Source organism: Achromobacter pestifer, assembly GCF_013267355.1.
In the GTDB taxonomy this organism is placed as follows: domain Bacteria; phylum Pseudomonadota; class Gammaproteobacteria; order Burkholderiales; family Burkholderiaceae_B; genus Achromobacter; species Achromobacter pestifer_A.
Genome location: NZ_CP053985.1, coordinates 2,673,144 through 2,694,975 on the forward strand (window position 1 = coordinate 2,673,144; position 21,832 = coordinate 2,694,975).

The following is a 21,832-nucleotide window of genomic DNA, read 5'->3' on the forward strand; positions in this document are numbered from 1 at the left end:
CCGCCGGCATTGCCGCGGCGGCAGGGGAGCGCTGCGCCGCGCGATGAGACTACAACGGAAAAGTGATCATGAACGATCGAATACTGGGCGTGGCGGCGCTTGCGCTGGCCGCCTTCATGACCGTGGCGGGTTGGGGAATCGAAGCCCCCTTCGCCTATGAGCCGGTGGGCCCGCGCGCCTTTCCCTTGCTGCTGGCGTTGATCATTGGCCTGTGCGGCCTGTGGCTGGTCTACAAGGGCGGCCATCAGGTCGAGGCCAATCCGCCTGGCGCCAATGCGCGCATCGCGCTGATGATGGCGTTCGTGGTGGCCTATGCCTTCCTGTTCCAGTGGCTGGGCTTCGTGATCGCGACCACCCTGATGACGATATTCGTCGGTCGCCTGTTCGGGGGCGGCTGGGTCAAGTGCGCCATCGGCGGCGCCGTCATGAGTGTCCTGTTTTTCTTGCTGTTCGACAAGGTGCTGGACGTGGTCCTGCCCACCGGTTTGCTGGAGACCCTGATATGAGCGGCATTCTTGATCACTTGGCGATAGGCTTTGGCGTAGCCTTGTCGCTGACCAACCTGCTGGTGGCCATGATCGGTTCGTTCATCGGCACGATGGTGGGCGTACTGCCCGGCCTGGGACCGGTCAACGGCGTGGCAATGCTGATCCCGATCGCGTTCGCCATGAACCTGCCGCCCGAGACCGCGCTGATCCTGCTGGCTGCCGTGTACGTGGGCGCAGAGTACGGCGGCCGCATCACCGCCATTCTGTTGAACGTGCCGGGCGAGGCCAGCGCCATCATGACGACGCTGGACGGCTATCCGTTGGCGCGCCAGGGGCTGGCCAGCGTCGCGCTGTCGCTTTCCGCCTGGTCCGCGTTCTTCGGCGCCATCGTGTCGGTGGTGGGCATCATCCTGCTCGCGCCGTTGCTGGCCAAGTGGGCCTTGGCCTTCGGCCCCGCCGAGTACTTCGTGCTGATGATCTTTGCGTTCTGCTGCCTGACCAGCCTGTTGGGTAAACAACCCGTGAAGGGCGTGCTGGCGGCGATGATAGGTCTGTCGATTTCGGTGGTGGGCGTGGACGCGAATTCCGGCGTGTATCGCTACACCTTCGAATTGGTGCATCTGGCTGACGGCATCGAATTCGTGGTGGTGGTGATTGCGCTGTTCGCGGTCAGCGAGATGCTGGAAATGCTGGAGAAGGTGATGTCCGGCCACAGCGTCGAGGTCAAGCCCAGCGGCCGCAAGCTCTTCAACCTGAAGGAAATGGCGCTCACCTGGTGGAGCGTGGTGCGCAGTTCGTTGGTGGGCTTTGGCGTGGGCGTGTTGCCTGGCGCAGGCGCCAGTGTGGCCGCGGCCGTGGCGTATTCGCAGGAAAAGCGCATCATCGAGGCCAAGGATCCGGATGCCAAGTTCGGCAAGGGCGACATGCGCGGCCTGGTCGCGCCGGAAGCTGCCGCCACGGCCTCGGCCATCGGTTCGTTCGTGCCGATGTTGACGCTGGGCGTGCCCGGTTCGGGTACCACTGCCGTGATGATGGGCGCGCTGACGCTCTACAACATCACGCCGGGTCCGGTTCTGTTCGACTCCAAGCCCGAATTGGTGTGGGGTTTGATCGCCTCGCTGTTCGTGGCCAACGTGCTGCTGTTCGTCATGAACGTGCCGCTGGTGCGCTTCTTCGCCAAGGTGCTGTCGGTGCCGGGATGGCTGATGGTGCCGGGCATCCTGTGCATCAGCTACATCGGCGTTTACGCCATCAACGCAGGCACCTTCGACTTGCTGTTGGTGGCGGGCATCGGCGCGCTGGGCTATTTCCTGCGCAAGTTCGGCGTTCCCATGGCGCCGCTGGTTTTGGGCGTGGTGTTGGGCAACATGATGGAACAGAACCTGCGCCGCGCCTTGTCGATGACCGATGGCGATGTGGGCGTGTTGTTCGCCAGCCCGGTGTCGATCTCGATGTGGGTGGGGGCGGCTGCGGTCGTGATCGTGCCGCAGATCATGCGCCGCCTGCGCGCAGCGAAGAAGCTTGCCGCTGGTCCGGCCTGATCCCATGGCGGCGCGGCGGTCGTAAAGGACAATGGCCGCGCTCCGGGGTCTGGGCTGGAGATTGCAAAGGGCGCCTTATGGCGCCCTTTTTTTGTTCCTTATTTCGCGTTGTTGAGCGTCTATTTTTTATGCGAGCTTTTATTCATATTCATCAACAAAAACGCTTGTAGATAGAGCCCGTTCGAAATATTGGAATGACGATGGATTGATCCGTGCGAAACGTCAGACTTGCGCCAGGCGTGCCAGTGCCGCATCGAGCGTGGCGTCCTTTTTGGCAAAGCAGAAGCGCACGATGCGGTGGTTGGATTCGGGCGCATCGGGCTGACGGTAGAACGCCGATACCGGTATCACCGTGACGCCATGATTCACCGTCAGATCGCGCGCGAAGTCGGCCTCGTTCTGCTTGGAAATCTGGCTGTAATCGGCCAGCAGGAAGAACGTGCCCGGGCTGGGCAGGGGGCGGAAGCGCGTCTTGGCCAGCCCTTGCGCCAGGTGGTCGCGTTTGGCCTGATAGAAGGCGGGCAGGTCCAGGTAAGGCTTGGGGTCGCGCATGAATTCGGCCAGCGCGAACTGCATGGGAGAAGGCACGGTGAACACCATGAATTGATGTACCTTGCGCAGTTCGGCGCTGAGCTGGCGCGGCGCGCAGCAATAGCCGATCTTCCAGCCGGTGGTGTGATAGGTCTTGCCGAAGGACGAAATCACGAAGGCATGCTCGGCCAGGAGCGGGCGGCGCGCCACGCTGGCGTGGGGTTTGCCATCGAACACGATGTGCTCGTAGACCTCGTCGGACACCAGCAGCACGCCGGTGTCGCGCACGATGGCTTCCAACGCGTCCAGGTCGCTGTCGTCCAGCACCGCGCCGGTCGGGTTGTGCGGAAAGTTCAGCATCAACAGGCGAGTCTTCGACGTAATGGCGTCGCGCACGCGTTGCCAGTCGATGCGGTAGTAGGGGTCCGCCTCGGTGGGCGCGCGCAGCGGCACCGGCACGGCGGTGCCGCCGGCCAGGCGGATTGCCGGCAGATAGGAGTCATAGCAGGGCTCGATGACGACGACTTCGTCACCGCTGCCTACGGCGGCCAGGACGGTTGCCATCAGCGCTTCGGTCGCGCCGCTGGTGACGGTGATCTCGGTTTCCGGATCGTAGGCATGGCCGTAGAGTTCGCGCGTCTTGGCGGCGATGGCCTCGCGCAGCGGTGCGACCCCGGGCATGTAGGGATACTGGTTGTGGCCGTCGGCCATGGCCTTCGAAACCAGGGCGCACAAGGCGGGATCTGGATCGAAGTCGGGAAAGCCCTGGCCAAGGTTGATGGCTTTGTGTTCGATGGCCAGGCGGCTCATCACGGTAAAGATGGTGGTGCCAACGTCGGGAAGTTTGGATCGGATCATGGTGGACGCGAGAGTGAACGTTGCTAGCAGAGAGAGTTTTCGTAAGTATCCCACTAACTCATAATTCGGTTTTCACATGAGCTTAAGGCGCGGCGGTATGGTGGGTCAGAACATGTTGTGGAGAGTACTGGGTGGTTTGGCGCTCGCATTGGCGGGTGCGTTGTTGGCGGCGTGGGCTCATATTCCGCTGCCTTGGATGCTGGGCGCGTTGCTGGTGACCGCGGCGACGCGCATCGCGGGTTTGGGCACCGCGTGCCCGCGGCCGGCGCGCAATGCGGGCCAGTGGGTGATCGGCACGTCACTGGGCCTGTACTTCACGCCACAAGTGATTGGCCACATCGGCAGCAATGCGGGGCCCATCATCGTCGGCATGTTGTTCGCGCTAGGCCTGGCATTCATGGGCACGGCGATCCTGCGCCGCTACACCGACGTCGATTTCAAGACAGCCTGGTTTTCTTCCGCCATCGGTGGAGCCAGCGAAATGGCGAACCTGGCCGAGCGCCACGGCGCGCGCATAGACCGCGTTGCGACGGCACATAGCGTGCGTGTGTTGATGGTTGTGGTCACAGTGCCATTCATCTTTCAATGGTGGGGCGTGGCGGGTCTGGATCCCACTGTGCCCGGGCCTAAAGTGGTCCATGGTTGGGGGCTGGCGGCGCTGGTTGCGCTGACCTGCATCGGCGGCGCCGCCTTCATGAGGCTGCGATTGCCGAATCCCTGGGTGCTGGGGCCAATGCTGGTCGCCATGATCCTGACGCTCAATGGCATCGAGCTGTCGGCTCTTCCTGATTACGTGCCGAAGATAGGCCAGTTGCTGATCGGCTGGTCGCTGGGCGACCGTTACCGGCCGGATTTCTTTCGGGCGGCGCCACGTTTCATTGCCGCGGTGGCGTGTTTCACGGTGGCTGCGCTGGCGCTCGCGTTCGGTCTTGGCGCCTTGCTGTCGCTATGGTCGGCTGCTCCCATTCCCACCTTGATTCTGGGCACCACGCCGGGCGGCATTGCCGAGATGGCGATTACCGCTAAAGTGCTGCAGCTGGGCGTTCCGGTGGTGACCGCATTCCACGTTACGCGCATGGTTTTTGTGGTGATTGTGACCGGTCCGATCTACGCTTTTTTGGCGCGCCGACAGAACGGCAAGGCCTAGCGGAACGAGGCCCAGTATTAAAAATACGACATTGGGGTAAACAACTATATGAGTCTGTAATGCGTGCTGAGTATGCTGATTACGCAGTTGATTCAAGCAGCGCGCGGACTCGTTCTGCAGCTAGGCGGCAGGCGGGAACGCAGCAGCAACGCAGGTACTACTACCGGTCGTTCAGTTCTCGCGGCGTCCTTGATTCATTGCATTTCGAGTTAATTACAGGACGCTAGAAAAAATGGCTCAGAAGGGCAAAGTTAAGTGGTTCAACGCTGACAAGGGTTTCGGTTTCATCACGCCGGACGTTGGTGGCACCGATGTTTTCGCACACTTTTCCGCCATCCAGGGCCGCGGCTATCGCAGCCTGAACGAAGGCCAGGAAGTCGAATTCGAAGTCAAGGATGGTCCGAAAGGACCTCAAGCGGCCGAAATTCGCCCGCTCTAAATCGGGAAATCCCAATTTCCCGTCTGCCAGGTCCGACCTGGCTACAACGCCCCAAGACCGTATGGTCTGGGGCGTTGTTTCATTTGGCGGCAAGCGCCTGCTCTGCCTGTCCCGTGTAGATAGTTAGTATTCACTAACATATTCTCCAGCCGTGGATAAGTTTGTGGATAATTATTTTTGGGCGTGAGCATTTTCATGCTCAGCAATGAAGCAATTGCGTATCCACCGCTGGGTTTTACACAGTTATCCCATCTTTCTTGGAACGATGCCGCTTCGCAGCTATGGCGTTTGGACTCATCCGGACCGGCCGCGATGGTTATGTTTAAACATGGCCTTTCCCTAGGGAATACAGGCATTTAAGGCGATTCTCGGAGCGAATCCGGGCCACGAACGATCTGCACGGCCATACTGTTTCAGGGCCACTTTGGTCCGCTTTTGCCTGGATGGAGGCCGGTTGTTCACAAAGATATCCCCATCCGGGTTATGCACAGAATTACACCCTTCGGTGGTCCAATCGACGGCGTCAGCCTGTGGATAGAAATGGGGATAGGCTCCGGAAGATGGGGCCGCGGCCGGCGGCCTACCCGTCCGCCGCGCTACTCTGAATGCCCGGAGCGGAACCCGGTCTTCGGTCCGCAGTAGAGGCAACCTTCACCCAGATCCCGTTCGGCGAGTTTTCCACAGGATTCACATGAAAGGCTGGACCTCACCCAAAAGGATGATGGTGCGCGCTGTCATGGCAGTGCAAGATTGTTGTCTGGTCAATGAATCAGCGTCCAGATTGCCGGTGGTTTCCGCGTAGTGGCAGACCGCAGGACGGGAGCGCGCGGATAGGTTTGTGGATAATCCGCTTTCACGATTTTGAGCGGCATTTTGACCGAAGGGCGATTGCAGAGTTCCGGGCCAGTTTCAAAAGTGAGAGCTTGTTGTGCAGGTTTTCGAAAATTTGTTGTGGCTTCGAGGCTTGATCTTATCCACATAGTTTTCCACGGCATTTTGCGTAGGCACGACCGCGTATTGATCTTGGAATTTCCTAAGTCAGACAAGCATCCTAAATAGAAATAATCGATTGCTGTCATAGGGAAGACGTTGTGCATTTGTGCTTTTTCACGCTTCTTGGCACTTTGCCGCCTTTGTTGAATGCCCCCGTTTTTTTCGGCGACCTGCGCTGTCCAACGGCGACTTATCCCCAGAGTTGTTCCACGTGAAACGGCCAATTTCCGCAGCTAGCGGATTTGGTAGCTGTTGATAACGCTGTGCAGAATTGCACAGCCTGTCAGGATGAGCGTTCTGCTGCATGCCGTGCTCTGACGAGCTTTCCACGATCCAACCATTCTTGGCCGAGATGCCTGCTCATGCGTTCTCGACCACTGTGGGAGGCATAACGTTGTTTTCTGAATTGGAAAGGGCATGGTGTTTCAGGCCTTAGCCAGTTTCAATGCAGACTCGGCGAACTTTAATCTGACCAGGTGGGAGCCAGGAGTGTGGACTGATCGTCGCGTTACGGCGGGAAGTCTGATATGTCGCTACTCGTGGACAGGCATTATTTGGTTGTTCGTGGTCAGTCGCGTTTCACGTGAAACAAGAAAATCCACTCTGTTTTGGGTAAGGGGTAGGGTAGGGGTTTGAAAATTGCTTTTTTCTTGGATGAATCTTCATGAGATCGACGTCAGAGGATTCGCTTGGATAATGGAACTGGAGGACGATTACGTTCCTTCGATCGAGCGTGGCGTTAAATTTGGAATCTTAGGCTGCTGCGTTCGTCTATTTCAGAGTTCCATTCACGTGTTTCACGTGGAACATTAGCTGAGGGGAATTTGCTTTTCGGCGATAGAACCCCATCTTCATGGGCATGTTTCACGTGAAACACTACCTGCGCTCAAGAGGCTATTGACGTTTCACGTGAAACATCGATGAGGGGAGGCAAGCTGGAATTGGGAGAAGGGAAACTCCCCTCTATAGCTCTAATAGTCCTTCTAATTCTTTAATGTTGTCGCTGCGCCGCCAACGAGAAATTGTCTATCCCAAGCACCGAGTAGATGTACCGAACCGTCGTGTTGCCCGCCTGGAGAATGTTCCACGTGAAACATCAATAGATTTGAGATCATCCGGCATGAAGGAGGGATCCCTTGCGAATCGGGCATCTCCTCTCGGCAGACTGTGCGGGTACTTTGGTCGCATTTCTTGGCAAGACAATACCCTTGGCAGCAGGTTCCACGAGGCTAGCGAGCTAGGCGTTCAGCAATGTTTCACGTGGAACATATTGCCCGCAGGCCTCTGCTCCTTGGAGTCGGATTGTGAGTTGCATAAGACGAGTGTGCGGGGCTTGGTCGAGTATCCATGACATACATTCTTATAGAAGGAGAGGGGTTCGGCTAGGCCAATACAACGTTTCACGTGAAACATGACAGCCAAAGCAGTGGCAACTGCCGACATATTTATCCCTGCAAAAGACGAACCCCGTTGCCTTTTGCCGACGACGATCTGGCCGTGGGCCGCATCCTGGTACGCCGAAACATGTTTCACGTGAAACATGCAATCCCTGCCTCTATAATGAGCACCGAACGCTCTCTTACCTCCCCCCCTCCCATCATGGACTATCCCCGCGAATTCGATGTCATCGTCGTTGGTGGCGGCCACGCCGGCACCGAAGCAGCGCTGGCAGCTGCCCGCACTGGCGCCCAGACCCTGCTGTTGACGCACAACATCGAAACCCTAGGCCAAATGTCTTGCAATCCCTCCATCGGCGGGATCGGCAAGGGCCACCTAGTCAAAGAAGTTGACGCCCTGGGTGGCGCCATGGCTTTGGCAACGGATGAAGCGGGTATTCAGTTCCGCATCCTGAATGGCTCGAAAGGGCCGGCTGTCCGGGCGACGCGCGCTCAGGCGGATCGGGTGCTGTACCGCAAGGCAATCCGCGGCCGCCTGGAAAATCAACCAAATCTCTGGCTGTTCCAGCAGGCAGTCGAAGACCTGATGGTGGAGGGCGACCGCGTAGTCGGTGCCGTTGCTCAGATCGGCCTGAAGTTTCGGGCGAAGTCCGTGGTGCTTACCGCCGGTACATTTCTGAACGGCCTGATTCACGTGGGCTTGCAGAACTATTCGGGTGGTCGTGCCGGTGATCCTCCTGCTATCTCCCTGGGGCAGCGCTTGAAGGAACTTGCGCTGCCGCAGGGGCGCTTGAAGACCGGCACGCCGCCGCGCATCGATGGCCGCTCGATCAACTACAGCATCCTCGAACAGCAGCCCGGCGACCTGGATCCGATCCCCGTGTTTTCCTACATGGGCAATGTCGGCATGCACCCGCGTCAGCTGCCTTGCTGGATCACGCACACCAACGCCCGCACCCACGACATCATCCGCGGCGGCCTGGACCGTTCGCCGATGTACAGCGGCGTGATCGAAGGGGTGGGTCCGCGTTACTGCCCGTCCATCGAAGACAAGATCCATCGTTTTGCCGATAAGGAGTCGCACCAGGTCTTCCTGGAACCCGAAGGCCTGGACACGCATGAGGTCTATCCGAACGGCGTGTCGACCAGTCTGCCGTTTGACGTGCAATTGGCCCTGATCCATTCCCTGCCTGGCCTGGAAAATGCGCACATCCTGCGTCCCGGTTACGCCATCGAATACGACTACTTCGATCCACGTGGATTGAAGAGCACCCTGGAAACCAAGGCGATCGCAGGCCTGTACTTTGCCGGACAGATCAACGGCACTACCGGCTACGAAGAGGCGGCCGCCCAAGGGCTGCTCGCCGGCGTCAATGCCGCATTGTTCGCACTGGATCGCGAGCAATGGACCCCGCGCCGCGATGAGGCCTATCTGGGGGTGTTGGTCGACGATCTGGTCACGCGTGGCGTGACCGAGCCGTATCGCATGTTCACGTCTCGGGCCGAATATCGGTTGAGCCTGCGCGAAGACAATGCCGACTTGCGCCTGACCGAAATCGGCCGTCGTCTCGGCCTAGTCGACGACGTGCGCTGGGACGCCTTCAATCGCAAGCGCGATGCGGTGGCTGCGGAAGTCGAACGTCTGAAATCCTCTTGGGTGAATCCGCGTATACTGCCCGCCGAAGTCGCCGAGCCCCTACTAGGCAAGGCGATTGAACGTGAGTACTCACTAGCAGATCTATTGAAACGGCCCAATGTTTCCTATGAAGCCTTGATGGCCACCCGCAACGCCGATGGTTCGCTGCTGGCCGGCCCTGGCGTGATGGAAGACGAAGTGTTGGCCGAACAGGTCGAGATCCAGGTGAAGTACGCCGGCTATATCGACCGCCAGCAAGTCGAAGTGCAGAAACAGCTTGCGCATGAACAGCAGGCCATACCCGCCGACGTCGACTACGAGGCGGTGACCAGCCTGTCGTTCGAAGTGCGCCAGAAACTCAAGGCGCACCGCCCGGAAACCATCGGCCAGGCTGCGCGCATCTCAGGCGTCACTCCCGCTGCAATTTCATTGCTGCTGATCCATCTGAAGCGCCTGCATTACGGCTCGCGCAAGCAAGCGGCATGAGCGCGCACGCCGATACGGCCGGCGCGGACATGGCCGGCCGCCTGTCTCGCGCATGCGAGCAGCTGGCGCTGGAGGCTGATGCTGCGACGATGGCCAAGCTGCTGAATTATCTGTCGCAGATGCAGCGCTGGAACCGGACCTACAACCTCACCGCCATCCGCGACCCGCAGCAGATGCTGATCCAGCACCTGTTCGACAGCTTGGCTGCGGTAGGGCCGTTCAGCGAGGCGCTGGGCGCTTCGGACACGCCGGCCAAGGTCTACGACGTCGGATCGGGCGGGGGCCTGCCAGGCGTCGTTCTGGCGATCATGCGGCCCCACTGGTCGGTGACCTGCGTGGACGCGGTCGAAAAGAAGACGGCCTTCGTGCGGCAGATGAGCGGCGTGCTGGCCTTGCCCAATCTGCAGGCGAGCCACGCCCGCATCGAAACCTTGGCTCCCGCCGAGTGCAATATCGTGACGTCGCGCGCCTTCGCTTCCTTGGACGATTTTGCGCAACTCGCGGGTCGCCATGTGCGCAACGATGGTACCCTCGTCGCCATGAAGGGCAAGGTCCCCGAGGACGAAATACAGGCGCTGCATGCGCGCGGAGAATGGCAAGTCGATCACATCCAGCCGTTGCGCGTGCCTGAGTTGCAGGCCGAACGCTGCCTGATCTGGATGCGCCGTAGTCAAGGAACCCTATGAAGAACATACCCCCCAGCACCACCGCCCGCATTTTCTGCATTGCCAACCAGAAGGGCGGTGTGGGCAAGACGACGACCGCCATCAACCTGGCGGCGGGCCTTGCCACGCACAACCAACGCGTGCTGCTGGTGGACCTGGACCCGCAAGGCAATGCCACGATGGGCAGCGGCATCGACAAGAATTCGCTGGAGTCGAACCTGTACCAGGTGTTGATTGGCGAATCGAACATCGAGCAGGCCCGCGTCAAATCCGAGTCGGGCGGCTACGACGTGCTGCCCGCCAACCGCGAACTGTCCGGCGCCGAGATCGACCTGGTGCAGATGGATCAGCGCGAGCGCCAGCTGAAGGCCGCGATCGACACCGTCGCCACGCAGTACGACTTCGTGCTGATCGATTGCCCGCCCACCTTGTCGCTGCTGACCTTGAACGGCCTGGCCGCCGCCCACGGCGTCATCATCCCGATGCAGTGCGAGTACTTCGCGCTGGAAGGCCTGTCCGACCTGGTCAACACGATCAAGCGCGTGCACCGGAACATCAACGACGATCTGCGCGTCATCGGATTGCTGCGCGTCATGTTCGATCCGCGCATGACCCTGCAACAGCAGGTATCCGCGCAGCTCGAGGCGCACTTCGGCGACAAGGTATTCAAGACCGTCGTGCCGCGCAACGTGCGCCTGGCCGAAGCGCCCAGCTATGGCATGCCCGGCGTGGTGTACGACCGCGCCTCGCGCGGCGCGCAGGCCTATATCTCGTTTGGCGCCGAAATGATCGAGCGCGTGAAAAAGGATCTGAAGTAGGCTGTAACCATGTCCGCTGTCACGCTCTTTTCCCAGACCGAAACGCAAGCCTCCGGTACGCCGCGCATTGACGCGCGCGACCGCCTGCGCACGCGTCTGGAAGAGGCCGCGCTGAATGCGACGGCGGTTGGCGCACAGCTGCTTTACGATGGCTGGCTGGTGCGTTTCGCGCCTTCGCCCGCCAAGCGCGTGCGCAGCGTCAATGTGCTGGGGTTATCCACACGTCCGTTGGACGAGCGGCTGGCGTATTGTTCATCGTTGTATGCGCGCCATGGCTTGCCCATGGTGCTGCGCATCACCTCCATCGGTCCCGATTTTTCCCTCGACGCCGAACTGGAGTCCCGCGGTTATACCTTTACCGGCGAGACCCGAGTCATGTGCATGCCGCTCGCTCCCAGGCCCAGTGCCCGGGGCGATCTGCTTTTCAATATTGTCGATACCGGACGCTTCGCGGCGGCGGTCGGGGCAATGCGCAACTCGGAGTCCGGGCATATCGCCGAACATCGGATGCGCCTGCTAGGCCTGGCTGTGGATATCTCGCCGGTGCTGGCCACGGATGCAGAGGGACAGTGCGTTGCCGCGGGCCTGGCAGTCCGCGACGGCGACCTGCTCGGACTGTTCGACATCGTCACCGACCCGGGGCAGCGGCGCAAAGGCTACGCCGCCTCCCTGATTGAACATTTGTTGGCAACAGGCGCCGCCGGCGGCGCCACGACAGCCTATTTGCAGGTTGAGCCGGAGAATACAGCCGCGCGCGCCTTGTATGGCCGCTACGGTTTCAAAGACTGTTACGCGTATTGGTACCGCCTGCCCGCCGAGCAGACGGACGCCTGAGCCAGGCTCGGGATACAAAAACAGAAGGAAAGAGGATTTAATTATGGCCACCAAGAAACCCAAGGGATTGGGCCGCGGACTGGACGCCTTGCTCGGCGCGGACGCGCCTGCCATCGACAACATCGGCAAGGTCGCCGCCGCCAAGCCCGAGGGTCCGCCGTCCACCTTGCCCGTTTCCAAGATGCGCGCCGGCAAGTATCAGCCGCGCACGCGCATGGACGAGGGCGCATTGGGTGAACTGGCCGAATCGATCCGCACGCAAGGCATCATGCAACCCATTCTTGTGCGCGCACTGGGCGAAGCCGCGCCCGGCCACTATGAAATCATCGCTGGAGAACGCCGGTTCCGCGCGGCCCAGCTCGCCGGCCTGAAGGAAGTGCCGGTGCTGGTGCGCGAAGTGGCCGACGAGAACGCGGCCGTCATGGCGCTGATCGAAAACATCCAGCGCGAAGACCTGAACCCGCTGGAAGAAGCGCAGGGCGTGCGCCGGCTGCTGGACGAATTCGGCCTGACGCATGAACAGGCCGCGCAGGCGATCGGCCGTTCGCGTTCGGCCACCAGCAATCTGCTGCGCCTCCTGAACCTGGCCGCAGCCGTACAGACCATGCTGTTGGCGGGCGATGTGGACATGGGCCATGCGCGCGCGCTGCTCGCCGTGGACGCGGCCACGCAGATCCAGCTGGCCAACCAGATCATTGCGCGCCGCCTGTCGGTGCGTGAAGCCGAAAAACTGGTCGCCAAGACCGCCAAGGAAGCCGAGTCGTCCGCCGCGCCCAAGAAAAAGGCCAACGGCGTATCGCGCGATCTGACGCGCCTGGAAGAAGCCTTGTCCGACCACTTGGGCACGCGGGTCGCGCTGAAGGTGGGCGCCAAGGAAAAGGGCCAGATCGTCATCGACTTCCATGGCTGGGAACACCTGAATTCCCTGCTCGAGCGCCAGGGCCTGTCCGGAGTGGTGGATGCCTGAGCGCGCGCGGCCGGTCATCGCGGTACTGGCGACGGGCGGCACGATCGCCGGCGCCCAGGCCGATGCGACCTCCGCCGGCTACAAGGCGGGTTCGTTTTCCGTCGATGACTTGCTGGCCGCCGTGCCGCAGTTGGCGGGCATCGCCGAGATCCGCGCCGAGCAGGTCGCCAATGTCGGCAGCCAGAACATGACGCACGCCGTGTGGCGCGCGCTGGCCGAGCGCGTGGACGCGCTGTGCCGCGACGCCTCGGTGGCGGGCATCGTCATCACGCACGGCACGGATACGCTTGAGGAAACGGCGTACTTCCTGAGCTTGGTGATACGCCACGACAAGCCCGTGGTACTGGTGGGCGCCATGCGTCCCGCCACCGCGCTGGGCGCCGAAGGTCCGGCCAATCTGTACAACGCGGTGGCGCTGGCGCGCCATCCCGATGCACGCGGCCGCGGGCCGCTCGTCGTCATGAACGAAGACGTGCACTACGCCCGCGAGATCCAGAAGATTGCCAGCGCCGGGCTGTGCGCCTTCGCCTCGCCCAATCGTGGCCGTGCCGGCGTGATGCATGGCGGCGCGCCGGTTTTCTATTCGCGCAACACCACCACGCATACCGTGGAAAGCGAGTTTTCACTCGCATTGCTGGAAAAGGGCAGCTGGCCGCGCGTGGATGTCGTCTATGCGCACGCCAACTTGCAGGCCGACCTGATCGATTTCCTGGCTGATGCCGCCGACGGCATCGTGCTGGCCGGTGTCGGCGACGGCAATGCCACGGACCTTGCCATCGACGGCCTGAGCCGTGCCGCGTCCAATGGCGTGGCGGTGGTGCGCTCCAGCCGCACGGGCAGCGGCTTCGTGGCGCGCGACGTCGAACTCGACGACGCCAGCCTGGGCTTTGTCGCCGCGCGCGACCTGAATCCCCAGAAAGCCCGCATCCTGCTGATGCTGGGCCTGTCGCTCACGCGCGATCCGGCGGCCCTGCAGGATCTGTTCGACCGCTATTGATGCGCGGTGGCTCGGCCGCCGCATCGGCTTGCTGCGCCAGTCCCAGGCTGGTCTTGAGCATGTCATAGACCTGCCGCGTCAGCGGATTGATCAGATCAGGCCTTATCCACAGGAAGTACGTCACATCCGGCAAGGGCGGCAGTCCTTCCTTTTCGCCCAACACGCGCATTTCCGGTCCCAGCAGTTCCACGCTGCGCGCGGTGACGCCCAGGCCGGCGCGCAGCGCGGCCTTAATCCCCACCAGAGTCGGCGCCACATAGTTGGTGTGCCAGCGCACGCGCGCCTGTTCCAGGGCCGTGAGCGCCAGCCGCCGGAAAATGCTGGGTTCATCGGCCAGCACCAGCGGCACGGGCGCATGCATGTCGTGCACGTAGTCGGCGGACGCCAGCCACACCGTGGGTGAGGTGCGCAGCGCCACGCCCTCGAAGTCCTGGTCGAAACGTGTGGATATCGTCAGGTCGAGTTCGCCGGCGCGCAGGGCATCCATCAGGAAGGGGCTGCGGTCCGTGCGGATTTCCAGTTTCACGCGCGGCGCCGAACGCGCGATGTGCGTCAGCAGCGTGGGCAGGATCGAGTCCGCCACGTCCAGCGGCGCGCCCAGCCTCAGGTCTCCTTCCAGCGGCCCGTCCTGCAAGGCCCGCAGCGCCTCATCGTTGATGGCCAGCATGTGGCGGGCGTATTCGACCAGGCGGCGCCCATGCGATGAAAGCACCTTGTTGCGGCCCTGCTTCTCGAACAGGGGCTGGCCGATAAGGGATTCCAGCCGTTGCATCTGCTGCGTCACCGCGGACTGCGTCTTGTGCAGCCGATTGGCGGCTTCCGAAAAGGTGTCGTGCCGGGCGATGGCCGTCAACGTGCGGAGCAGGTCCAGATCCAGGTTGCGCATGGTGTTTAGAAAGTATTAGTGATGCTAATGGAATCTTAAGGCAATTTAAATTGTCCCTCACGGGGAGGGCGGATACATTCAATGCCATAGCACATGAAAATAGGGAAAACTCAAAGTGAGCAACGCGCATCCTCATCAGGCCGGCATCACCAGCGCCATTGGAAATATTAAAAAAACTGTAGGAAATAAGGGGCTGAACCGGGACAGCCTACAGACCGTGCTGGATGAATTGATCGGCTTGGCCGGCCATACCGACTGGTGGGCCGCCGACCGCTATCCCGCGCCGGAAGACGGCGAACGCCAGGCCCGCTACCTGATCGCCGAAGACGCCGACAAGAGCTACGCGCTCTATCTGAACGTCATGCGCCCCGGCAAGCAGATCGTTCCGCACAACCACACGACCTGGGCCTGTATCGCGGCCGTGGAAGGCGTGGAATACAACTACGTCTACGACCGCAGCGATGACGGCTCCGTGCCTGGCGTGGGGCGTCTCGAGAAGACCGGCACCGTGGTGGTCGGTCCCGGCGCGGGTATCGCGCTGATGCCGGACGATATCCACGCCGTGGAAATCCAGGGCGACAGCGTCATCCGCCATCTGCACATGTACGGCCGCGCGCTGGAAACGCTGACCGAGCGCCTGGCGTTCGATCTGGCAGCCGGCACCTGCAAAGTCATGCCGATCGGCGTGCAGACGCGCCGCTGATCATGGACAAACCCTATCGGTCCGCCACGCGCCTGCTGCGCGCAGGCCGCCCGCATCGCGGCTGGGTCAATACCCCCGTCACGCGCGCCAGCACCTACGTCTTCGACAGCGTGCAGGCCTGGCGCGACACGCGCAGCCGCCGCGACCAGGAACGCCTGCCGTCCTACGGCGCGCGCGGCACCGATAGCACGCACGCGCTCGAAGATGCATTGGTGGAGCTGGAAGAGGGTTATCGCGCCAAGCTATATCCCACCGGCCAGGCCGCCATCGCCACCGTGCTGCTGGCCTACCTGCGTGCCGGCGACCACGTCCTGATCACGGATGCGGTATACGAGCCTGTGCGCCGCTTTTGCGCCGAGCATCTGTCGCGGCTCGGCATCGCGTACACGTACTACCGGCCTGACGGCGCGGGCATCGAAGCGCTTATCCGTCCCGAGACCCGCATGATCTACGCGGAGTCGCCGGGCTCTCTGACTTATGAGATGCCCGACCTGCCGGCGCTGGCCGCGTTAGCCCGTGCACATGAGTGTTGGCTGGCTGTGGATAACACCTGGGCCTCCGGACTGCTGCACAATCCGCTCACGCTGGGCGCCGACATCTCCATCCTGGCGGCCACCAAGTACCTGGGCGGACACGCTGACGTGATGATGGGCGCGGTGATCACCAACTCGCGCGCCTGGAATGCGCTGGAGCGCGCCACCGTGGACCTAGGGCAGACCGTCGGCGCCGATGATGCCTATCTGGTGTTGCGCGGCATGCGTACGCTGCCCCTGCGCATGGCGCAGCACGCTCGCAGCGCCTTGCGCGTGGCCGACTTTCTGTTGGGCCGGCCGGAAGTGGCGCGTGTCCTGTGTCCAGCCCTGCCTGGCGACGCGTCCCACGCTTTGTGGCAACGCGATTGCAGCGGCGCCAATGGTCTCTTGACGGTGGAATTCGCCCGCGCTGTCGGCGTCGAGGCCGTCGAGCGACTTATCAACAGCCTGCAGCTGTTTGGGATAGGCGCATCGTGGGGCGGCTTCGAAAGCCTGGTGATACCCGTCAATCTGGGCGCGGCACGTTCCCTGCCGGATCCCGCGCCGCGCGGCGCCATGCTGCGCCTGCACGTGGGCCTGGAGGATCCCGACGACCTCATCGCCGATCTCGAGCAAGCGCTATCCCAACTCTTTCCGTCCTCTCTGAACACCATGATGCACCCCACCCAAGACCAGCCCGCCGTCGACGTCGATCCGCACACGCTCAAGCAATGGCTGCATGACGGCGCGGAGATTGCGTTGCTGGACGTGCGCGAGCATGGCCAGTATGGCGAGGGGCACCTGTTCTACGCCGCGCCCGTGCCCTACAGCCGGCTGGAAGTGGATATCGTGCGTCTCGCGCCGCGGCGCGATGTGCGGATCGCGGTCTACGACGAAGGCGGCGCCGACGACACGGCTGCGCGCGCGGTGCAGGCCCTGGTGGCGCTCGGATACCGCAAGGTGCATCGCCTGGCCGGCGGCATCGCGCAATGGCAGCGCGATGGCTATGCCGTTTTTGCCGGGGTGAACGTGCCCAGCAAAACCTTCGGCGAACTGGCCGAAGAAGTTTTCCACACCCCCCGCATCGGCGCGCGTGACCTGGCCGAACGCCAGCGCCGCGGTGACGACCTGATCGTGTTGGACGGCAGGCCTTTTGCCGAATACCAGAAGATGAGCATTCCCGGCGGCATCTGCTGCCCCAACGGCGAGCTGGCGTTGCGCGCCCACATGCTGGCCAGCAATCCGCAGACCACCATCGTGGTGAATTGCGCTGGCCGCACGCGCAGCATCATCGGCGCGCAGACGCTGATCAACCTGGGCGTGCCCAATCCCGTTTACGCGCTGGAGAACGGCACCCAGGGCTGGTATCTCGAGGACCTGCAACTCGAACACGGCGCGCGCCGCCGCTACGAGGACGGCATCGCGCCGCAGGACCTGCCCGCGCTGGCGCAGCGCTCCTTGCGATTGGCCGAAATCCATGGCGTGCCCATGGTGGCCGCGGGAGAAGTGCAGGCATGGTTGCGCGACCAGGCGCGCAGCACCTTTCTGTGCGATGTGCGCAGCGCTGAAGAATATGCGCAAGGCTCCTTGCCCGGAGCCCAGCACACGCCCGGCGGCCAGTTGGTCCAGGCCACGGACCAGTACCTGGCCGTGCGCGGCGCGCGCATCGTCGTGTTCGACGCCGAAGGCGTGCGCGCGCCGGTGGTCGCCAGCTGGTTGCGTCAGATGGGCTGGGACGCCAGCGTGCTGCGCGAAGGCGTGCAGGCGCGGTTGGAAAATCCTGTGGATAAGGCGCTGGCACCGCAATTGCCCCTGCTTGACGATGCGCAGCTTGCCGCCGCGCTTGCGCAGGGCGCGCAACTGGTCGACCTTCGTCCCAGCATGCGTTATCGCGCCAGCCATATCGCCGGCGCGCGCTGGTCCATCCGCCCGCGTCTGGCCAGCCTGTGCCTGGACGCCACGCGCCGCGTGGTGCTGTTGGCCGAGGACGTTGCCCTGGCTGCCTGGGCCGCGCAGGACCTGCGGGCGCTGGGCGTGAACGACATCCATGCCAATACCGGCGATCCCTCCGGCTGGTCCGCGCAAGGCATCGCCTTGGCATCCACGCCGGCCGAGCCCGCCGACGCAGACTGCATCGACTACCTGTTTTTCGTGCATGACCGCCACGACGGCAACAAGGCCGCCGCGCGCCAGTACCTGGCCTGGGAGACCAATCTGGTCAAGCAGATCGACGAACGCGAATTGGCGGGCTACCGCTTTCCGGCCCGCTGACACCGGAACCGCCGCGCCCGCCTGATCCGGTTTCGCGGCACAGCAGACGCATCAATCCGAAAAGTACGCCCCGGCCTGCACGGCCGGGGTGCGGACGGTTCATGCCGAACCGGAATGCAAGGGACGGCCGAGTATCCGGCCGCCCATCACAAGGGGAAATCAGATGAAGCACCATGCATCGCACGTACGCAAGGCCGCTGCCGCGGCGCTCGCCGGCCTGTTGTGGGGAACGCTAGTCCACGCCCAGGCGCCCGCGCCGCTGCCGGACTATCCCAAACAGGCCATCACGGTCGTATCGCCGTTTCCTCCGGGCGGCGGCAATGATGGCGTCGCGCGCCTGCTGGCGCAGGAACTGGGCGCCATCACGGGCCAGAGCGTGGTGGTGGAAAACCGCTCGGGCGCGGGTGGCAATGTCGGCACGGCGCAAGTCGCGCGCGCCAAGCCCGACGGCTACACCCTGGTGATGTCGCAGACCAGCGTGATGGCTGTCAATCCGCGCCTGTACAAGAACGTGGGCTTTGATCCGGTCAAGGACTTCACACCCATCTCGCAGATCACCTCCGCGCCGCTGGTGCTGGTGGCGCGCAGCGAGAGTCCGTACCGCAGCCTGAACGACTATCTGCAGGCCGCACGCAAGCAGCCCGGCGTCATTACCTACGCGACGCCCGGCAACGGCACCATGAGCCATCTGATGGGGGCGCTGCTGTCGCAGAAGGCCGACGTGAAACTGGTGCACGTGCCGTACCGCGGCGCGGCGCCCGCCATCACCGACCTGATGGGCGGCACGGTGGACATGTTGATAACTTCGCCGGCGTCGGCCGAACCCATGGTGGCTGCCGGCAAGCTGCGCATCCTGGCGCTCAGCCACGAGAACAGCATCGGCATCTTCAAGGGAGCGCCCACGCTCAAGCAGGCGGGCATGGAGGGCATTACCGCCGATGACTGGTACGGACTGTTCGCGCCCGCCGGCACGCCACCCGAACGCATCGCCTACCTGGCGCAAGCCGTGGGGCAGGCAATGAAATCGCCCGCCGTGATCGCCAAGATCAACAGCGGCGGCAGCTGGGCGGTGGGCAGCCAGCCCGCCGCGTTCAAGGCGCGGCTGCAGGAAGACACCGTGTATTGGGCCGACATGGTGAAGACTGCGGGCGTGTCGCTGGACTGACGCGCTGTCGGCGCCCGTGCTACACCGCCACGATCTTGCCGACCGCGGATTTCAGGGCGGCGTAGGCGGGCGACTTCTGCGCGCTGGAGTTGGTGACCAGATGGTCGATGCGGTCCGCGCTGCAGTACGACACGCGGCTGCACAGGCCGATCTTGCTGAAGTCGGCCAGCAACACCAGTTGCTTGGCGCTGGCCGCCATGGCGCGCGCCACCTCGGCCTCGCGCAGGTCGTAGTTGGTGGCGCCGAATTCGGCGTCCACGCCCACCGGCGACAGCAGCGCCAGATCCGCTCGATAACGGTGGATCTCGGCGATCGTGAGGTCGCCGGCCGTGGCGCAGACGGGGCCGCCCACGGAGCCGCCCAGCATGATGAGTTGGTTCGCGCCGTTGCCGGCCGCGCCTACCTTCAAGGCGACGTCGAACGAGTTGGTGATGACGGTCAGGCCCGACAGCTTGGCCAATTCGTCGGCCAGCACGCTGGTGGTGCTGCCGGCGTCCAGGAACAAGGTCTGCCCGCTGGATACCAGCCCCGCGGCCGCGCGCGCGATGGCGCGCTTGTATTTGACGCGCGTATGCACGCGTTCCGCGATGGGCGGCTCGCTGTGCACCGGCACGGCGCCGCCGTGCACCCGGCGCAATTCGCCCATGGCCTCCAGTTCCAGCAGGTCACGCCTGACCGTTTCCCTTGACACCCCTAGTTCGCCGACGATACGGTCGGTCGATACCTGCTGCAATGAAGACAGCAGGGCGCGGATTCTCTGATACCGCTCTTCTTGCCACATGTCCGATGTTTCCTAATCTATGTCCGGCGCCGCGCGGCTGCGGCGATCAGCGCGCGCAATGCCAGCAGGGAACCTCCCACGACCAGCATGATAAGCGTTGAATAGGCGGCGGCCTGCGAGACGAACCCCGCTTCGTCCAGGCGCAGGACGGAAACGGGCGCCACGCTCACCGATGGCGTGACCAGGAAGATCACCGCCGACAGGGTCACCATGGAGCGCATGAACAGGAAGAAGAACACGCCCAGCACGGTCGGGCCGATCAGCGGCAGCACCGCGTCGCGCAGCACCCGCAGCGTGCCGCCGCCCAGGCAGCTCACCGCTTCCTCCAGCGCCTGCGGCACGGCGCGCATGCCGGTCATCATCGTCAGGAAACCCTGTGTGTGATAGTGGTAGAAGTTGCATAGCGCGATCAGCGCGGCGCTGCCGTACAGCGCATACAGCGGCGTGCCGGGGGCGTTGAAGGCGAAGATGTACGACAGGCCCAGCACCAAGCCCGGAACCCCCACCGGCAGCACCGACACCAGATACACCAGCTTGGCCCATGCCCGCGGAATGCGGCACACCCCGAAGCTCAGGAAGAACAGCAGCAGCACGCCGCCGCCCGCCGCCGCCAGCGACAGGTACAACGACGTCCAGAGCGGCGTGTAGCCGCCGCTGACCGTGATGTCGTAGTGCTTCAGCGTCCACTCCATGCGGTACGGCCACAGCCGCATGAAGCTGGCGAAGACCACCGTGGCCACTGTCAGGATGATGGTGCCGCAGGCCAGCAGCACGCCGGCCGTGAACGCCGCGTCGCGCCCGCGGGCCGGTTGGGGCGTGACCCTCAGCCCGCTGGGCGAGGCCGAGCCGAACTGGCGCTGCGAGGCGACGCGCTCGATCTGCACCGAAATCAGCGAGGGCAGCAGCAGCAGGATGCCCACCACTGAGCCCATGCCGAAATTCATCTGCCCGGATACCTGGCTGTAGATCTCGGTGGCCAGCACCCGATAGTTGCCGCCGATCACGGCGGCGTTGCCGAAGTCGGTAATCGTGATGACGAACACCACGAAGGCCGCGCTCAGCAGGCCGAACTTGCAATTGGGCAGAGTGATGTCGAAGAACTGGCGAGCGCTGGAGGCGCCCATCACTTCGGCCGCGTCGTAGTAGCGCGCGTCCATGTTGCGCAAGGCCGCCTGCAGGATCAGCACGGCTTGGGGCAGGGCGTAGAACACGTTGGAGATCAACAGGCCCCAGAAGCCGTAGATGTCGATTTCCCAGCCGGTCCAGCGGTGCACCAGTCCGTTGCGTCCCAGCAGGAAGATGAGCCCCAGGCCCTGCACCAGCGACGGCGCCAGCAGCGGCAGCACCAGCGCCAGCCGCACGGCGGCCTTGCCGCGCATGCAGCTGCGGTCCAGGCCGTAGGCGATCGTAAAGCCCAGCGCAACGCTGACCACCGTGGTGGCAGCGCTCATGACCAGGCTGTTCAGTGTGGCCGTGAGGACGCCGCGGGTGGCGAAGACCTCGGCATAGTTGCCCAGGCCGATCGAGCCGTCTTTTTCAACCAGGCTGCGCCAGGCCACGGTCGCCAGCGGGTAAAGGAAGAACAACGCAAGCCCCACGAGAGGGATGCCGACGCAGGTCCACAACAATACGCGGTCCGCCGACCAGGGCGCGCGGCCGGCCGGCGTGGCGATGGCAGTACTGGCGTGGGCGGCGCTCAAGCGGCGACTCCGGTTTG

General features: G+C 63.1%; 17 protein-coding genes and 1 pseudogene. 14 read left to right on the top strand and 4 right to left on the bottom strand.

Annotated elements, in window-relative coordinates:
• The first annotated feature begins 68 nt into the window (after window positions 1–68).
• Both FOC84_RS12955 and FOC84_RS12960 read left to right on the top strand, forming a co-directional pair.
• The gene (locus FOC84_RS12955) at window positions 69–506 is read left to right on the top strand and encodes a tripartite tricarboxylate transporter TctB family protein (protein WP_173144774.1); all 438 of its coding nucleotides are present in this window, start codon (window positions 69–71) and stop codon (window positions 504–506) included.
• The gene (locus FOC84_RS12960) at window positions 503–2,029 is read left to right on the top strand and encodes a tripartite tricarboxylate transporter permease (protein WP_173144775.1); all 1,527 of its coding nucleotides are present in this window, start codon (window positions 503–505) and stop codon (window positions 2,027–2,029) included. The genes FOC84_RS12955 and FOC84_RS12960 overlap by 4 nt, the downstream gene beginning before the upstream one ends.
• Before the next feature lie 222 nt (window positions 2,030–2,251).
• Here FOC84_RS12960 and FOC84_RS12965 read toward each other — a convergent pair whose 3' ends face one another.
• Window positions 2,252–3,418: a pyridoxal phosphate-dependent aminotransferase gene (locus FOC84_RS12965; protein ID WP_173144776.1), complete on the bottom strand. Its 1,167-nt coding sequence runs from the start codon at window positions 3,416–3,418 to the stop codon at window positions 2,252–2,254.
• Between the two features lie 97 nt (window positions 3,419–3,515).
• On the opposite strand from FOC84_RS12965, the gene FOC84_RS12970 reads away from it, so the two are divergent.
• From FOC84_RS12970 to FOC84_RS13005, 8 genes are all read left to right on the top strand, one after another.
• The gene (locus FOC84_RS12970) at window positions 3,516–4,565 is read left to right on the top strand and encodes an AbrB family transcriptional regulator (RefSeq protein WP_254241966.1); all 1,050 of its coding nucleotides are present in this window, start codon (window positions 3,516–3,518) and stop codon (window positions 4,563–4,565) included.
• 232 nt (window positions 4,566–4,797) lie between these two features.
• Window positions 4,798–5,004 carry a cold-shock protein gene (locus tag FOC84_RS12975; protein ID WP_008157480.1) on the top strand — a complete coding sequence of 69 codons (207 nt, stop codon included), beginning with the start codon at window positions 4,798–4,800 and terminating at the stop codon, window positions 5,002–5,004.
• Window positions 5,005–7,596: 2,592 nt separating this feature from the next.
• A complete protein-coding gene (gene mnmG / locus FOC84_RS12980; protein WP_173150125.1) occupies window positions 7,597–9,516 on the top strand; it encodes a tRNA uridine-5-carboxymethylaminomethyl(34) synthesis enzyme MnmG in 1,920 nt (639 codons plus the stop codon).
• On the top strand, window positions 9,513–10,202 hold the full coding sequence (gene rsmG, locus FOC84_RS12985; protein WP_173144778.1) for a 16S rRNA (guanine(527)-N(7))-methyltransferase RsmG: 690 nt from the start codon (window positions 9,513–9,515) through the stop codon (window positions 10,200–10,202). Before mnmG ends, rsmG begins: the two co-directional genes overlap by 4 nt.
• Entirely contained in the window at window positions 10,199–10,999 is an 801-nt protein-coding gene (locus FOC84_RS12990) for a ParA family protein (protein WP_088143518.1), read from the top strand. The genes rsmG and FOC84_RS12990 overlap by 4 nt, the downstream gene beginning before the upstream one ends.
• 9 nt (window positions 11,000–11,008) lie before the next feature.
• Entirely contained in the window at window positions 11,009–11,833 is an 825-nt protein-coding gene (locus FOC84_RS12995; protein WP_173144779.1) for a GNAT family N-acetyltransferase, read from the top strand.
• 43 nt (window positions 11,834–11,876) lie between these two features.
• Window positions 11,877–12,800 (top strand): ParB/RepB/Spo0J family partition protein, encoded by a 924-nt coding sequence (locus tag FOC84_RS13000; RefSeq protein ID WP_173144780.1) that lies wholly within the window; start codon window positions 11,877–11,879, stop codon window positions 12,798–12,800.
• On the top strand, window positions 12,793–13,797 hold the full coding sequence (locus tag FOC84_RS13005; RefSeq protein ID WP_173144781.1) for an asparaginase: 1,005 nt from the start codon (window positions 12,793–12,795) through the stop codon (window positions 13,795–13,797). The genes FOC84_RS13000 and FOC84_RS13005 overlap by 8 nt, the downstream gene beginning before the upstream one ends.
• Here the strand turns inward: FOC84_RS13005 and FOC84_RS13010 are convergent.
• Window positions 13,751–14,683, bottom strand: a complete 933-nt coding sequence (locus FOC84_RS13010; RefSeq protein ID WP_173144782.1) for a LysR substrate-binding domain-containing protein — start codon at window positions 14,681–14,683, stop codon at window positions 13,751–13,753. The genes FOC84_RS13005 and FOC84_RS13010 overlap by 47 nt on opposite strands.
• A 115-nt stretch (window positions 14,684–14,798) precedes the next feature.
• Between FOC84_RS13010 and FOC84_RS13015 the strand changes: the two genes are divergently transcribed.
• The 4 genes and pseudogenes from FOC84_RS13015 (at window position 14,799) to FOC84_RS13030 (ending at window position 19,334) form a co-directional block, all read left to right on the top strand.
• Complete coding sequence (locus FOC84_RS13015; protein ID WP_173144783.1) at window positions 14,799–15,386, top strand: cysteine dioxygenase family protein; 588 nt, start codon at window positions 14,799–14,801, stop codon at window positions 15,384–15,386.
• Between the two features lie 2 nt (window positions 15,387–15,388).
• Window positions 15,389–16,483, top strand: a pseudogene (metC, locus tag FOC84_RS13020) (cystathionine beta-lyase); the annotation flags it as partial.
• An 87-nt stretch (window positions 16,484–16,570) separates the two neighbouring features.
• Window positions 16,571–18,169 (top strand): rhodanese-like domain-containing protein, encoded by a 1,599-nt coding sequence (locus tag FOC84_RS13025; protein ID WP_173150127.1) that lies wholly within the window; start codon window positions 16,571–16,573, stop codon window positions 18,167–18,169.
• A 163-nt stretch (window positions 18,170–18,332) separates the two neighbouring features.
• Window positions 18,333–19,334: a Bug family tripartite tricarboxylate transporter substrate binding protein gene (locus FOC84_RS13030; protein WP_173144784.1), complete on the top strand. Its 1,002-nt coding sequence runs from the start codon at window positions 18,333–18,335 to the stop codon at window positions 19,332–19,334.
• Window positions 19,335–19,353: 19 nt separating this feature from the next.
• Here FOC84_RS13030 and FOC84_RS13035 read toward each other — a convergent pair whose 3' ends face one another.
• Together FOC84_RS13035 and FOC84_RS13040 are read right to left on the bottom strand one after the other, a co-directional pair.
• Window positions 19,354–20,115, bottom strand: a complete 762-nt coding sequence (locus tag FOC84_RS13035; protein ID WP_173144785.1) for a DeoR/GlpR family DNA-binding transcription regulator — start codon at window positions 20,113–20,115, stop codon at window positions 19,354–19,356.
• 17 nt (window positions 20,116–20,132) lie between these two features.
• A complete protein-coding gene (locus FOC84_RS13040) occupies window positions 20,133–21,815 on the bottom strand; it encodes an ABC transporter permease subunit (RefSeq protein ID WP_173144786.1) in 1,683 nt (560 codons plus the stop codon).
• Window positions 21,816–21,832: the final 17 nt, after the last annotated feature.